This is a genomic window from Glutamicibacter sp. FR1, from assembly GCF_047300825.1.
In the GTDB taxonomy this organism is placed as follows: Bacteria; Actinomycetota; Actinomycetes; order Actinomycetales; family Micrococcaceae; genus Glutamicibacter; species Glutamicibacter nicotianae.
Map to the genome: position 1 here is coordinate 3351950 of NZ_CP178602.1, position 13515 is coordinate 3365464.

A 13515-nucleotide genomic window follows, 5' to 3' on the forward strand; every position below is an offset into this window, starting at 1 on the left:
AGTCTGGGGAGAACCCTGTGGATTACCCCGCTCTATACACCGGTAACATCAATTGACTAGTCTGTTTGTATTTTCACACTTGTGGAAAGAAAGTTAATTCATTGAAGGTCACGCCAACCACATCGAGGTTATCAACACCCACAATCGCCCAGTTTCCGGGGTTTTCGCTCCTTTGTTCACATTTCCCCACACTTCATCCACAGTTTTGTGGATAACATTGTGGATACTGTTAAATTTGCAAAACCCTTAGTCACCACGGATTAATGTTCGCTATCAAGGCTCCGAGCCCGAAGTAGTTCACAACCAACAAGAATTTCACCGCTCAGGGCCGTGGATAACTTGATGTCGCCGAGGTGGCGTTGCGTGAATTTGAAGCCGTAACTGGGCTCTTGGCCCACTGCCACCGATTTACCCCGGCAATCAGCTGCAGTGGAAGTGCAATTACACGTCGAACTTGCCCGCAGTGCATGGGCTGCATGTAGTCCAGGGTTGCTGCCGGGGTGCCCGGAGATCAACAGGCATCGCGCCTAATTTTCCGATTGGCACAGGGATCAAGTGATTCCGCAGGCCTCGAAATCAAAAAAGCTTCGGCCAGATCGATATGTTGATCTGGCCGAAGCTATGGAAGTTCAGAAGAGCTTAGACGAGCTCGGGGACCGGCAGTGAATGGAAGCGCGAATCGTGGAAGATCTGCGGCGAGTGCTTCGAGATGCGGTGCCCGTGGACTTCCATCAAGATCACCCAGTGATCCCCCGCTTCGACCTCGTTGTAAATCGAGGTTTCCAGCCACAGCGTGGAGTCGTTAATGAACAGTGCGCCCTGTTCCGAGGAATAGGTGTCGATCCCGCGGAATCGGTCGCCGTTCTTCGACGCGATCTGAGCACACACTCCTTCATTGCGTTCGCTGAGCACCGAAACGCCGATGCGGCCAGCGTTGCGCAGCTTTGGCCACGTATTCGAGGATTTCTGCACGGCGAACATCACCAGTGCTGGCTCGAGGGAAACACCCACGGTAAATGACGAAGCCACAATGCCGGTTTTCTCGCCATCCAGTTCTGCACAGAGGGCGGCTACGCCTGACGGATGCTGAGCGAAAACCTTGCGCAGGGTCAACGGGTCAAGTTCAAGATTCAATGACATGGCTCGATTCCTTCGGGTCTTGCCCACCGCGCAATAATCCGCACGCCGGAGCTTCTTGATTCTCGAAGCCGCCAGCGTTGGAGTTCCACGCCGTGTGCGGTACTTGTTCCAGCACGTTTTCGCGTGGAACCGAATCCTCACCTGGAGCACCCCACTACCGTTGAGAGGGTTGCCGATCAGCAAGCCAGGGCTTATAGCTGATGCTCTTGATTCTGCTTAAAACAATATGGGTGATTACGAAGCAGCGTCAAACATTTTGCTTCGCAAATCGCAATATTCAACGAAACGTTCGATCCAATGCCTTGAAATGAACCTTTTAGCAGTCTTTTATTCGCCAAATCCACCTTGCCCGAGACCTTCGACGCAACTTTCATTACGGACCTTCTCCGGTCACGTTGCAGCGGAAGACCCGGCTCTACCCGTGGAACCGGAGGCCTGTCGCGAATTCACTACCGCTCACCGCAATGAAACTTGGTTTCTCCGCATGACGCTGAGGTTCATGGTACTATCGATCATGGAGTGCATTGAGTCACACTCCCTCTTATTGTTCTCCGTAACCATCGCTGACGATTGAGGAATAGCCACACCATGGTAGAGATTCAGGCAAACCATTCAGAACTGACCCCGCTGCGTTTCCTTGAGCGCACAACCGAGGCCTATCCGAAGAAGACCGCCGTCATCCATGGAACTCGCAGCTACACCTACGCGGAACTCGAAGCACGCGTGCACCGCTTTGCCCAGGCGCTGAAGGCGCGCATTGAACCGGGCGACCGCGTGGCCGTGCTGGCACCGAATACTCCCGAAATGCTCATGGCGCATTACGCCGTGCCGCTGGCTGGCGGCGTCCTCATTGCCCTGAATACCCGCCTTTCGGCCCACGAGCTGCAGTACATCATTGATCATTCGGCTGCCAAGCTGATGCTTGCCGACACCGAGCTGCTGGAGCATACGAAGACCCTGCGCCGGGAGAACCCGACGCTGGAAGCGCTCATTGAAATCACCGATGACCAGTACTCCGGACCGCGTCCCGAAGTGCAAGTCGACGCCACCTTGGACGAGTTGCTGGCAGAAGCCTCGGATGAGAAGCTTCCCTATGCCATTGCCGACGAGCGGGCGCCGATCACTCTCAACTACACGTCAGGCACCACCGGCAAGCCGAAGGGCGTGCTCTACTCGCACCGCGGCAGCTACCTGAATTCCTTGGGCGAAGCTCACCACCAGGGCTTCACCGCCAAGACCCGCTACCTGTGGACCCTGCCGATGTTCCACTGCAACGGATGGTGCACCCCATGGGCCGTCACCGCAGCGGGCGGAACCCACCTGTGCCTGCGCGGCGTGCGCGAGAATGCGGTCTGGGACGCCATCGAGAATCTTGGGACCACCCACCTGTGCGGCGCCCCGACCGTCTGCTCCATCATCGCCGACTCAGCCCGTGCCCATCAGCTTGATACGCCATTGCGGATCACCACCGCAGGCGCTCCCCCGTCCCCGGCCATCATCTCCAAGCTGCAGAATCTGGGCATCGAAGTAGTCCACGTGTACGGCCTGACCGAAGTCTATGGGCCGTACACGGTGTGCGAATATCAGGATGAGTGGGATGAGCTCGATGGGCCGGCCCGGGCAGCGAAGCTCGCCCGCCAGGGCGTTGGCATGATCACTGCCGAGTCCGCGCGCATTGTCGACGAGAACATGGACGATGTCCCCGCGGACGGGCAGACCATGGGCGAAATCGTACTGCGCGGCAATAACGTCATGATCGGCTACTACCGCGACGAAGCCGCCACCGCCCAAGCTTTCCATGGCGGCTGGTTCCACACCGGCGACCTCGGCGTCATGCACCCGGACGGCTACATCCAGGTGCGCGACCGGGCCAAGGACATCATCATTTCCGGCGGCGAGAACATCTCCACCATCGAGGTGGAACAGGCCCTCGCATCGCACCCAGAAGTGCTGGACCTTGCAGTCATCGGCGTCGCCGACGAGAAATGGGGCGAGCGCCCGGTGGCTTATGTCATCCGCGGCAGCGGATCCACCTTGGATGCCGAAACCCTGATTGGCTTCGCCCGCGAAAAGCTCGCCGGATTCAAGGTGCCGCGCACCATCGTCTTCCCGCAGGATCTGCCGCGCACCTCCACTGGTAAGGTGCAGAAGAATGTTCTGCGCGCCCAGGCGCTCGAAGACAGCACGACGAACTAGCCCGAGGATCACTAATTGGATAAGCCAGCACCACGGATTCCCGACAAGACCAGCCGATTCAGCGAAAGCATCGGATTGGAATTCGATGATATCTCTGCCACTGAAGTACGCGGCCACGCGCAATTGGACGAGAACCACCACACTCCGTGGGGAGTGGTCCATGGCGGCGTGTACGCCTCGATGATCGAGAGTGCAGGGTCGGTTGGCGCCAGCTATGCGGTGGCCGAACGCGGGCAATTCGCCGTTGGAGTGCACAATGCCACTGACTTCCTGCGCCCCTCCACCGGGGCGCGGGTCCAGGTGGTCGCCACCGCGCTGTTCCAAGGGCGCACCCAGCAGCTCTGGGAGGTCATCATCACCGATGAAGCCACCGGCAAGCAGCTCTCCCGTGGCCAGCTTCGTACCCAGAATGTGGATTTGCCCAAGGAATGACGTCAAGCAGAAGATTCATAAGATGCGCTTCATGTCCAGCACAGTGAGCGTGCATTTCATGTAGTGCGCCCGCAATGCACAGATGCAGTACTGTCAAAGGCGGGAAGAAGGTGCGCAATTGAAGGTCTCCGCAAATATACTCGTCGGCAAATGTCCGCTGTGGACTTGGGTACTGATGGGATTGGCGCTTGCTTCTGCCCTGGCCCTCATTGACTGGGCAGACACGGGGACGGCAAAACCACTCTGGATGTTCCTCCTGCCCACTGCCTTTGGCTTATTGGGAGGCATCGTGGCTGCGTTGAAGAAGAGCTTTGGATGGGCGCTCATCTCGCTGGCTTTCGGCCTGCTGGTTGTGCAACTGCTATCCGTCGTGGTCACCGTGGTCCAGGGTCCATAACGGTTCCCTGAGAATCCCGCGTCACTGCTTTTCCCTCTGCGAGCACCGGCGTACGGTAGGTGGCATCTAACGCCCGAGCTCCAGGAGGTTCGCCATGAGCGCGACCTATACCTTCGATGTGTTCAGCAGCCTTGATGGCTTCGGCAGTGCCGGAAGCGATTGGGGCGGCTATTGGGGAAAGCAAGGGCCGGAGCTGCTGGCCCATCGGCTCGAACTGTATACGCGAGCATGCCGAGTAGTCTTCGGAGCCAACACCTTCCGCCTCTTCAGCCGCTTCTGGGAAGAAATCGAAATGAATCCCGAGGTGGAAGACGCGTGGGGCGTAGCCTTGCACGACAAGCCCGCCACCGTCATCTCCACCACCTTGGAAGAGCCTCTGAACTGGCCCAACCCCACACTGGAGCGCGCTGATGCACTGGAAGTCGTCGCGCGGCTGAAGGAAACCTCGGATGTGCCGCTGCGCTCCCACGGTTCTCTCGCCATGAACCATTCCCTGCTCGCGGCAGGCCTGGTCGATTTCATCCAAGTGACCATCTTCCCCGTGCTGACCGGGCACAGCGGCTCAGCTCCTGTACTTGGCGGGGTGGACGACTACGACCTGGAACTTGTCGATTCCAAGCTGCTGGACGGCCGGATCCAGGAGTTGACCTATCGTCCGACGCGCCATCAACCAGCACACAGCTAGCAGCACCATGCCTCGCATCCTCTTTCCTTGGACGCTGGTTGGCATGCTCCTGCTCAATGGGTGCGCTGCACCGACCGCCAGCGACCAGCCTGCCAGCACGCCAGCTCCCCTGGCCACCGGTCTGGAAGCCCCCTGGTCAATGGTCTACGCCCAAGGCAGCTTGCTGGTCAGCGAACGGGATTCGGGACGCATCTTGGAAATCCTGGATTCCGGGCAGCATCAGGAAGTCGCTCGGGTCGATGGCGTGGCAGCCCAGGGCGAAGGCGGGTTGCTCGGCTTGGCCTTCCTCGCCCCCGATCAGCTGTACGCCTACTCCACCACGGAATCAGGCAACCGCATCCAGCAGTTCACCGTGCAGGGCACCACGGGAAGCCTTTCGCTCTCGGCACCGCGCACGCTGCTCTCCGCCTTGCCGTCGGCGAGCATCCACAATGGCGGGCGGCTGGCTATCGGCCCCGATGGCATGCTCTATGCCTCCGTCGGGGATGCGGCGGATCCCGAGCAAGCCCAGGACCTCCAGCAATTGGGCGGCAAGATTCTGCGCATGGCACCGGACGGGAGCATCCCAGAAGACAACCCGTTCAAAGGTTCCCATGTCTATAGCTATGGGCACCGCAATGTGCAGGGCATGGCGTGGAGCTCCGATGGGACCATGTACGCCAGCGAGTTCGGGCAGAACACCTGGGATGAGCTGAATATCATCGAAGCCGGCGGGAATTACGGCTGGCCGCTGGTTGAGGGATCCGCTGGCACGGCGGATCAGTACATTGACCCGGTCGCGCAGTGGGCGCCGTCCGAGGCGAGTCCGAGTGGAATCGAGATTGTCGACGACACCTTGTACCTCGCGAATCTGCGTGGACAGCTCTTGCGCAGCGTCAGTCTGGAATCGCCCGATAGCCAATCAGAACTGCTGGTGGGCGAACATGGCAGGCTGCGCGATGCCTTGCTCTCCGAGCATGGGGATCTTCTGGTCTTGACCAGCAATACCGACGGCCGCGGCAATCCGGCTCCCCAAGATGATCAGATCGTACGCATCAAGGTCGCAACACATTCGCCAACTGGATAAGCCGCGCATCTGCAACTCGCAAGCGCGCGAATTCTGTCTCAAGGAATCCACGTAGTTGGTTCTCGCTCGCGGCAAAGGCGGAGGGCCAGCACCGTGGTGCCGGCCCTCCGCCTTTGATTCGGGCCAGCCTAGTTGGCCGGACGCATGTCTCCGGTCTGCCGGAAGCGCTCATGCCAGGACAGCGCCTCGCCCAGCAGGTGCGGGGTGTGCTTGCCGTAGCTCTCCTTGCAGGCGCGGTCGAAGTAGTCCTGCAGCATCGGGCGGTACTCCGGGTGGGCGCAATTGTCGATGACAGTCTGCGCACGCTGCTTGGGCGAATGCCCGCGCAGGTCGGCCAGGCCCTGCTCGGTAATCAGGATCATGGTGTCGTGCTCAGTGTGATCCACGTGGGAGGCCATCGGAACGATGCCGGAGATCTTGCCGCCCTTGGCGGTGGATGGGGACATGAACACGGACAGGTAGCCGTTGCGGGCGAAGTCGCCCGAACCGCCGATGCCGTTCATCACGTGCGAGCCGAGCACGTTGGTGGAGTTCACGTTGCCGTAGATGTCGGCTTCGATCATGCCGTTCAGCGCAATGCAGCCCAGGCGGCGGATAATCTCCGGGTGGTTGGAGATCTCCTGGGCGCGCAGCAGGATGCGCTTGCGGTAGTGGTCGACGTTGCGGTTAAATTCCTCGATGCCGTCCGAGGACAGCGAGAAGCTGGTGGCGGAGGCGAACTCGATGGTGCCGTCCTTGATCAGCTCCAGCATGCCGTCCTGGATGACCTCGGTGTAGGCGGTCAGGCCCTTGTAGCCGCCGCGGGATAGGCCGGCCAGCACGGCGTTGGCGATATTGCCTACGCCCGACTGCAGAGGCAGCAGCTTCTCGGACAGGCGTCCGGCGCGGATCTCGGAATCAAGGAAGGTCAGCAGGTGATCCGCGATCTTCTCGCTGGTCTCGTCCACTGGCGCGAAGGGGCTCAGGCGGTCAGGTGCGTCGGTTTCCACGACGGCGACGATCTTGTTCACGTCGACGTCCATGTACTGCTGTCCGATGCGGTCGCGCACGGTTCTCAGGTCGATCGGCTTGCGGTGCGGTGGGAGCGCGGTGCCGTAGTAGACGTCGTGCATGCCTTCCATGGCCGCTGACTGCTGGCTGTTGACCTCGATAATGACCTTGTCGGCCATTTCCAGCCAGGTCTTGTTATTGCCTACTGAGCTGGAAGGGATCAAGGCGCCCTCGGCGGTGACGCCGACAACCTCGACGATGGCCAGGTCGATCTTGCCGTAAAAGCCGAACCAGGCGTGCTGTGCCACATGGGACAGGTGGATGTCCATGTACTCCATGTTGCCGTCGTTGATCCGGCGGCGCAGCTCGGGATCGGACATGTACGGCAGGCGCAGGTTCATGCCCTCTGCCTTGGCCAATACGCCATCCAGTTCAGGGGCGGTGGAAGCGCCGGTCAGCACGTTGATCTTGAAGTCCTTGCCGGCAGCGTGCTGGCGCTCCATCTGCGCGGCCAGTGCCCCGGGCACTGCTTTCGGGTATCCAGCACCGGTAAAGCCGCTCATGGCTACGGTCATGCCCGGCTTGATGAACTCGGCAGCCTGCTCAGCGCTCATCAAGCGATCAGCAAAGGCCCGGTGGTGAATACGTTCGTGCAAAATAACCCCTTTGGAACTTCCTTGTGATGCAGGTCTATAACCTGCATCTCACCGGAATACTTTAGCGGGTTCGGCGCAGTGACTCAGACCTCACCGGGCGCTTCTGCGCGATGGGTGGCATATTTGTCGACGAGCTGGGCTCAATTTGCGCTGACCGGTCGGCCGGGAAAATCCGCGCGGCAATTGTTGCGGGCCGGTTGGATCGCTAGCCGATTTCGGCGTGCATGTCCTTGAGGATCGCCCGCACTTGCAAGCGGGCGCCCATGGCCTCTGCGTAGCGGCGCAAGGTCGACAACTGGACCCGATCCAGGTCGCCGGTCTCCATGCGGGCAATGCGGTCGACACTCAGCTTCAGCGCGCCAGCCAGCTCAACCTGGCTCAGCTCTGCTTCTTCGCGCAGTGCACGTAACGACAGCCGCCGGGACTCGACCTGGACACGGCGCTGATGCTCTGCAACGGCTTCGCGTTGGGCCTCGGTCAAGACTTCAGGATCGGCATACGCAAAACCCATTTGTTCCACCGTTTCTCTCGATCATGCTGGCTTAGAACGCATTCACTTTCGAGGCTACGAGGCCGGGCATCCAATGCCAACGTTTCAGACGCGCCTTTCACAAGGCGATCTGGTGAATTATGCGCAAACCCACGGTGGATCGGAAACAGGCTGGCATCGCCCAGTGGCCAGAGGGACATGCGACGATGACGGCCAAGCCTTTACCAAAATGCTCCCGAAATCGGATTGTGCGTCGGCAACCGCGAACCTGCATTTAAATCGACTCCCGCCAAGGAGAGCCCTCTGCGATGGATGCTGGAGGTATTTGCAATGAAGAAATGGACTCGGTGGCAAGACTGGGTCAGTGTTGCGGCAGGTATTGTTGTCGCGGTTTCAACCACCTGGCTTGATGGAACCAGCACCTCGATGACGCTGATGCTGGTCTTCGGCTTGCTCATGGTGGTCACCGGTGTTTGGAGCGTCATGATGCCGCGACTGGTTTCCATGGAATGGGCATTGGCCATCGCCAGCGCGCTGCTGTTCGCTTCGCCCTGGATGGGATCGTTCACCGATTTCTCCGGCGCCGCATGGATGTCGTGGATCTGCGGTTGCGTCGGCATCGTCTCCGGCCTGCTCGCGATTTCCCCTGCCATGGATATGCACCATGCAGCTGGCAGATCCCGGATGGCGCACTGAGAAACTGGAATCCCGATCGATGGCCGCGATGTCGAAGCATCGCGGCCATCTGGCGTTAATCCCGGCACTCGGCGGATGCGACTCGACCTTGGCTGGACCCGGAGGGTTAACGCCAAGAGGTGGCGTGCACTCCTTGCGGAGCCCACGCCACCTCTTGATCAGAAGCGGAGTCTGGAAGACTTACTTCTTGGCAGCAGCTACAACCTGCAGGCGCAGGTTTGCAACGACGTCCTCGTGTACGCGGACGGTTGCGGTGTAGTTGCCAGTCGACTTGATGTGGTCGTTGACCTCGATGTTGCGCTTGTCGATCTTGCCCAGACCGGCAGCCTCGACGGCAGCAGCAATGTCGGTGGTCTTGACGGTGCCGAACAGGCGACCGTTCGAGCCAGCCTTGATGGTGATCTTCACCGGCTGGGACTTCAGCTTGGCTGCAAGTTCCTGAGCTTCCTCAAGGTTTGCAACAGCGCGAGCAGCACGTGCAGCCTTGATCGACTCCACCTGCTTCTCACCGCCCTGGGTCCAGACGATTGCGAAGCCGCGTGGCAACAGGTAGTTACGGGCGTAGCCGTTCTTTACCTCAACAATATCGCCAGCAGCACCGAGACCGGATACTTCGTGAGTCAGAATGATCTTTGCCATTTTGCTATCCCTCTTCCTTAGCCGCGGCCAGCGCCGGAGTAAGGCAACAGGGCAACTTCACGTGCGTTCTTGATTGCCTGTGCGATCTTGCGCTGTTCCTGGACGGAAACGCCAGTTACACGACGAGCGCGGATCTTACCGCGGTCGGAGATGAACTTGCGCAGCAGTGCGGTGTCCTTGTAGTCGATGACGGTGATGTCAGCGGCCTTCAATGGGTTGGACTTTGGTTTGGGCTTACGGATTTCAGCCTTAGCCATCGTGGAGCTCCTTTAGCTTTGGAGCCCGCAGAGTGATCTGCGGGATGGTGAATAAATATTGTTTAGAAAGGTGGTTCGTCTGCGCCCGGGTTGCCCCAGCCGCCACCGTTGTTTCCGCCGGTGCTCCATGGGTCAGCGGCTGGAGCATTCCATCCGCCACCCTGCTGCGGCTGCTGCTGACGCGGAGCCTGCGCTGGTGCACTTTGCTGCGGTGCGTTGGAGAAGCCTCCACCACCGTTGCCGAAGCCGCCGTTGCCACCGCCGGAGCGCTGGGTACGGGTGACCTTGGCCGACGCGAAACGGAGCGATGGGCCGATTTCATCGACTTCAAGCTCCATGACGGTGCGACGTTCGCCTTCCTTGGTGTCGTAAGAACGTGAACGCAGGCGACCCTGGGCGATGACGCGCATGCCCTTGGTCAGCGTCTCGGCAACGTTCTCTGCAGCTTCGCGCCACACCGATGCGCGCAAGAACAGGGCTTCCCCGTCCTTCCACTCATTGGACTGGCGGTCAAACGTGCGAGGAGTCGAAGCGATCGTGAAGTTCGCTACGGCTGAACCGGACGGCGTGAAACGCAGCTCCGGATCGGCAGTCAGGTTTCCGATAACGGTAATAACAGTCTCGCCTGCCATTGACTCTCCTTAGAAAGATTGAACGTTAATTCCTACGACGGAAGGTTGCGCGTAATTAAACGCGTGCCTCTTCCGGACGGGTGACCTTGTGGCGCAGGATCAGCTCGTTGATCTTCAGCTGGCGCTCAAGCTCAGCGGAAGCGGCTGGTTCTGCGGTGTAGTTCACCACTACGTAAGTGGCTTCTGCCTTCTTCTTGATCTCGTAAGCCATCTTGCGACGACCCCAGACATCAACCTTTTCGATGGTGCCACCGTTGGAGCGAACAACCTCGAGGTACTTCTCGATGGTTGGCTCTACGGTGCGGTCATCGACCTCTGGATCAATGAGGACCATAAGTTCATAAGCACGCATGTGAACCCACCTCCTTTGGGCTAAACGGTCGCGGTATTTCCGCAACAGGAGGTTCTTGCGTTATCTGCGCACCAGACACCCAACTTTCGGGCATGCAGTGGCACAGACCTTCCAATCCTACCCGAGAGACCCGAACTTGCATAAGGCTTGGTGTCCTAGATCATGCCCGGCTACTTGGAATCCAGGGCAGCCTCGATCCTTTCCCCGAAGATCGGAGCCAAGGTGCGCATGTAGGTATCGCTGATGTGGTGCTTGTCCCGGTAGACCAACACATTCCCCACCACTGCCGGACACGTTCCGTCCACACAGAAGTAGTCGCTGAAGTCGAGCACCTCGACGCGCGGTTCCAGTTCGGCGGCCTGCTTAGTGGCGTCGCCCTTTTCGTAGGCTCCCGCTTCAGGGAAGGAGCATTTGCCTGGATCCTGCACGTTTTCCTCTACGCAGTCCCGCGCATAGGAATTCTGCGGTGGACGCGGGGTATCGACAATGGCATAGACCGGCAGGCCCGCGTCTTCCAACGCGGACCACGTCGTGGCCAGACCCTGTGCCGCATTGGTAGTGAACGTGGCACCTCCCCAGTTCGCGGTGATCACCGCGTTGATGTCACCGCGCGAGGTCAACGCATCCATGGTCTGGTCGATGGCTTCTTCGCAGTTGATGCTGCCATCCCGGTCCGCCTTGCGCTGGGCGTCGGAGAATGGGCAGGAATTCTTCAGGTAGGTCACCACCTTCCAGCCCTTGGTTTGTGCGTAGCCACTGACGGCTTCGAACCAGTGCGCGGCGTGGGAGTCCCCGACCAGCGCCACGGTGTAGCTGGCATCCTCACTGCCGAATTCGCACCCCTTGATCTGCGTGGACTTCGGCTCCTGGACGCAATCCCCCAGCTCGGGCTGGTCTTCGGCGGCCGTGGCCGGCAGCGGAACCACCTGCCGGTGGCCGGCAAGGAACGCCGGTGCACCCTGGTCAACGGAGGCCGCGCCGAAACCAGTTGGCGGGTTTTGCATCATGGCACCCAGCTCGTGCTGCTCCTTTGCCACAATTTGCTGCTGCATGGTGCCCGGCAAGAGCGCGATGGACGCCGCCAGCCCGACCATCACAGCCCCGGCAAGCAGGGAGCGGGCCGGCGAACTGGCGATCGGACGGAAGTGGCGCGCCGGGGTTTCGACCCACGTCAAGCTGGCCCAGGCCAACAGCAGGGAACCTGCCAGCAACGCCAGCGACTGCATCGGCCCGGGCTCGCTGCCCGCCAGTTCGATGTAGAACACGATTAGCGGCCAATGCCACAAGTACAGCGAATACGAAGCGAGGCCTACCCACTGAACGGGAGCCCAGTTCACCAAGGGATGCAACGATCCAGGGCCCCGCGTGCTGCCCGCGGCGATCACCACGGCGCAGCCAAGAACCGGGATGGTGGCCGCGATGCCCGGGAAGACCGTCTGGGCGTTGTAGCTGAAAGCAGCGAAGCAGATCGCTGCCAAGGCCGCGAGCACGGCAAGGTTTCTCGTCGGCCAGCTGGTAACCCACGCCGGGAGCTTCAAGGCTCCGTTGGCGTGCGCCTGCACTGCCAAGGCCAGCAGTCCACCGACGGCCAGTTCCCAAATGCGCGTGGTGGTGATGAAGTATCCGGCGCTATTGCCTGAGTAGCCGGCAAATGCAGAGTACCCCAAAGACAAGAGCGCGACGGCCCCGAACATGATCCAGAGCATGCGGCGGCGCGGTGCAAAGGCATCGCCGCCACTGGTGCCCGTACCTGGCTTGGCGATCAGGCAGGCGGCCAGAACCAGCAACGGCCAGAACAGGTAGAACTGCTCTTCGACGCCCAAGGACCAGAAGTGCTGCAAAGGCCCGGGAGCCTGGTCTGCAGCCAGGTAATCGACGGAGTCGGCGGCGAGCACCCAGTTCTGCACCGAGAAGGCAGAGGCGATGGCTTGGGTGCCCAACTCGCCCCACTGGGTCTTAGGCAGGATCAGGAAACTTGCCACGACCACTGCGAGGATCACCAGCATGGCTGCCGGGAGAATTCTCCTCGCGCGACCGGCAAAGAAACTTGGAAGGCTGACCCGCCCGGTGCGTTCGGCCTCACGCAGCAGGTGCGAGGTAATCAAGAACCCCGAGATGACGAAGAAAATGTCGACGCCGATATAGCCGCCCGGAACCACTGATGGCTCAAGGTGATAGGCCACGACCAGCAGAACCGCCAAGGCGCGTAGCGCTTGGATCTCCGGACGGAAATTCTTGACCTGCAGGGAAATCGAACTCATAGTCATTGATCAGACCAGCAGGGGGTAAACGGCAGGTTATCAACGGGCAACAGGCACTCTAACGACCCGTGGGAACCTCATGAGCGGTCCGAGGTTCCCGCTTCAGAACAAACCGCTAGCTCAGAAGTTTCCGATTCGCCCTGGACAACGGGTACTTGGCATCAAGCTTGGAATCGAGACTCAACCGGAAGACAGCTTCAAGCAGCAATTGCCCGACGCCCCAGTAGACCGGGATCAGCAACCAGATGTACCAGCCGAAGTTGCCGGTGGTTGCCAAGATGACCGTGCCGAAGGTGACCAGGATGCCCAGCCCGCGGAAGACGAGCAGGATCCCCTTCGTGACCGAATCCCGCCGTTCTTGATCTGCTTGGGTGCGAGCTTCGAGCCCATCCACTGCCTCAGAGAATTTGGGGGTTTGGACGCTTGCGAAGAGGTCTCCAACCGGCACCTCCAGTACTTTGGCGACCAGCGAAAGAGTTTCCAAGCTCGCGTCATTTCCGGCTTCGAGCCGTTGGACTGTTCTGACAGTAACGCCGCTCTCTGCAGCTAGACGTTCTTGCGTCCAGCCCTTGACCCGGCGAAGCTGTGCGATGCGTGATTCATTCATGGCACTAACGCTAGCCAAT

15 protein-coding genes and 1 riboswitch are annotated in these 13515 nt (G+C 60.1%); of the genes, 6 read left to right on the forward strand and 9 right to left on the reverse strand.

Annotation, left to right across the window (positions count from 1 at the left end; genetic code table 11):
* Positions 1–639: 639 nt before the first annotated feature.
* Positions 640–1140, reverse strand: coding sequence for a flavin reductase family protein (locus tag ACLQ8T_RS16150; protein ID WP_128470894.1), 501 nt, complete (start codon positions 1138–1140; stop codon positions 640–642).
* A 94-nt stretch (positions 1141–1234) separates the two neighbouring features.
* Positions 1235–1352, reverse strand: a riboswitch (SAM riboswitch).
* A 376-nt stretch (positions 1353–1728) separates the two neighbouring features.
* Between ACLQ8T_RS16150 and ACLQ8T_RS16155 the strand changes: the two genes are divergently transcribed.
* From ACLQ8T_RS16155 to ACLQ8T_RS16175, 5 genes are all read left to right on the forward strand, one after another.
* Positions 1729–3336 carry a long-chain-fatty-acid--CoA ligase gene (locus ACLQ8T_RS16155; RefSeq protein ID WP_413455291.1) on the forward strand — a complete coding sequence of 536 codons (1608 nt, stop codon included), beginning with the start codon at positions 1729–1731 and terminating at the stop codon, positions 3334–3336.
* 15 nt (positions 3337–3351) lie between these two features.
* Positions 3352–3768, forward strand: a complete 417-nt coding sequence (locus ACLQ8T_RS16160) for a PaaI family thioesterase (RefSeq protein ID WP_413455292.1) — start codon at positions 3352–3354, stop codon at positions 3766–3768.
* A 118-nt stretch (positions 3769–3886) separates the two neighbouring features.
* A complete protein-coding gene (locus tag ACLQ8T_RS16165) occupies positions 3887–4165 on the forward strand; it encodes a hypothetical protein (protein WP_204719711.1) in 279 nt (92 codons plus the stop codon).
* A gap of 94 nt (positions 4166–4259) precedes the next feature.
* On the forward strand, positions 4260–4850 hold the full coding sequence (locus ACLQ8T_RS16170; RefSeq protein ID WP_204719713.1) for a dihydrofolate reductase family protein: 591 nt from the start codon (positions 4260–4262) through the stop codon (positions 4848–4850).
* Between the two features lie 7 nt (positions 4851–4857).
* Positions 4858–5916 carry a PQQ-dependent sugar dehydrogenase gene (locus tag ACLQ8T_RS16175; RefSeq protein ID WP_413455293.1) on the forward strand — a complete coding sequence of 353 codons (1059 nt, stop codon included), beginning with the start codon at positions 4858–4860 and terminating at the stop codon, positions 5914–5916.
* A gap of 128 nt (positions 5917–6044) precedes the next feature.
* Here ACLQ8T_RS16175 and ACLQ8T_RS16180 read toward each other — a convergent pair whose 3' ends face one another.
* A complete protein-coding gene (locus tag ACLQ8T_RS16180) occupies positions 6045–7562 on the reverse strand; it encodes an acetyl-CoA hydrolase/transferase family protein (RefSeq protein ID WP_413455294.1) in 1518 nt (505 codons plus the stop codon).
* A 205-nt stretch (positions 7563–7767) separates the two neighbouring features.
* The gene (locus tag ACLQ8T_RS16185; RefSeq protein ID WP_413455295.1) at positions 7768–8073 is read right to left on the reverse strand and encodes a helix-turn-helix domain-containing protein; all 306 of its coding nucleotides are present in this window, start codon (positions 8071–8073) and stop codon (positions 7768–7770) included.
* 309 nt (positions 8074–8382) lie between these two features.
* Here ACLQ8T_RS16185 and ACLQ8T_RS16190 point away from each other — a divergent pair, with 309 nt between their 5' ends.
* Positions 8383–8748: an SPW repeat protein gene (locus ACLQ8T_RS16190; RefSeq protein ID WP_413455296.1), complete on the forward strand. Its 366-nt coding sequence runs from the start codon at positions 8383–8385 to the stop codon at positions 8746–8748.
* Positions 8749–8928: 180 nt separating this feature from the next.
* Here ACLQ8T_RS16190 and rplI read toward each other — a convergent pair whose 3' ends face one another.
* The 6 genes from rplI to ACLQ8T_RS16220 form a co-directional block, all read right to left on the reverse strand.
* On the reverse strand, positions 8929–9387 hold the full coding sequence (rplI, locus tag ACLQ8T_RS16195) for a 50S ribosomal protein L9 (protein WP_038992777.1): 459 nt from the start codon (positions 9385–9387) through the stop codon (positions 8929–8931).
* Positions 9388–9404: 17 nt separating this feature from the next.
* Positions 9405–9644, reverse strand: coding sequence for a 30S ribosomal protein S18 (gene rpsR / locus ACLQ8T_RS16200; protein WP_013350683.1), 240 nt, complete (start codon positions 9642–9644; stop codon positions 9405–9407).
* A 62-nt stretch (positions 9645–9706) separates the two neighbouring features.
* Positions 9707–10276 carry a single-stranded DNA-binding protein gene (locus ACLQ8T_RS16205; protein ID WP_013350684.1) on the reverse strand — a complete coding sequence of 190 codons (570 nt, stop codon included), beginning with the start codon at positions 10274–10276 and terminating at the stop codon, positions 9707–9709.
* A 55-nt stretch (positions 10277–10331) separates the two neighbouring features.
* Positions 10332–10628, reverse strand: coding sequence for a 30S ribosomal protein S6 (gene rpsF, locus ACLQ8T_RS16210; protein WP_038992775.1), 297 nt, complete (start codon positions 10626–10628; stop codon positions 10332–10334).
* Positions 10629–10798: 170 nt separating this feature from the next.
* A complete protein-coding gene (locus tag ACLQ8T_RS16215; protein WP_413455297.1) occupies positions 10799–12895 on the reverse strand; it encodes an acyltransferase family protein in 2097 nt (698 codons plus the stop codon).
* A 109-nt stretch (positions 12896–13004) separates the two neighbouring features.
* Complete coding sequence (locus tag ACLQ8T_RS16220; protein WP_204719723.1) at positions 13005–13496, reverse strand: helix-turn-helix domain-containing protein; 492 nt, start codon at positions 13494–13496, stop codon at positions 13005–13007.
* Positions 13497–13515 lie beyond the last annotated feature (19 nt).

Coding starts and splice junctions, on each gene's coding strand:
- ACLQ8T_RS16175 (WP_413455293.1), top strand. CDS start 4,858: ATGCCTCGCATCCTCTTTCCTTGGACGCTGGTTGGCATGCTCCTGCTC.
- ACLQ8T_RS16215 (WP_413455297.1), bottom strand. CDS start 12,895: ATGACTATGAGTTCGATTTCCCTGCAGGTCAAGAATTTCCGTCCGGAG.
- rpsR (WP_013350683.1), bottom strand. CDS start 9,644: ATGGCTAAGGCTGAAATCCGTAAGCCCAAACCAAAGTCCAACCCATTG.
- ACLQ8T_RS16170 (WP_204719713.1), top strand. CDS start 4,260: ATGAGCGCGACCTATACCTTCGATGTGTTCAGCAGCCTTGATGGCTTC.
- rpsF (WP_038992775.1), bottom strand. CDS start 10,628: ATGCGTGCTTATGAACTTATGGTCCTCATTGATCCAGAGGTCGATGAC.
- ACLQ8T_RS16205 (WP_013350684.1), bottom strand. CDS start 10,276: ATGGCAGGCGAGACTGTTATTACCGTTATCGGAAACCTGACTGCCGAT.
- ACLQ8T_RS16155 (WP_413455291.1), top strand. CDS start 1,729: ATGGTAGAGATTCAGGCAAACCATTCAGAACTGACCCCGCTGCGTTTC.
- ACLQ8T_RS16220 (WP_204719723.1), bottom strand. CDS start 13,496: ATGAATGAATCACGCATCGCACAGCTTCGCCGGGTCAAGGGCTGGACG.
- ACLQ8T_RS16150 (WP_128470894.1), bottom strand. CDS start 1,140: ATGTCATTGAATCTTGAACTTGACCCGTTGACCCTGCGCAAGGTTTTC.
- ACLQ8T_RS16185 (WP_413455295.1), bottom strand. CDS start 8,073: ATGGGTTTTGCGTATGCCGATCCTGAAGTCTTGACCGAGGCCCAACGC.
- rplI (WP_038992777.1), bottom strand. CDS start 9,387: ATGGCAAAGATCATTCTGACTCACGAAGTATCCGGTCTCGGTGCTGCT.
- ACLQ8T_RS16190 (WP_413455296.1), top strand. CDS start 8,383: ATGAAGAAATGGACTCGGTGGCAAGACTGGGTCAGTGTTGCGGCAGGT.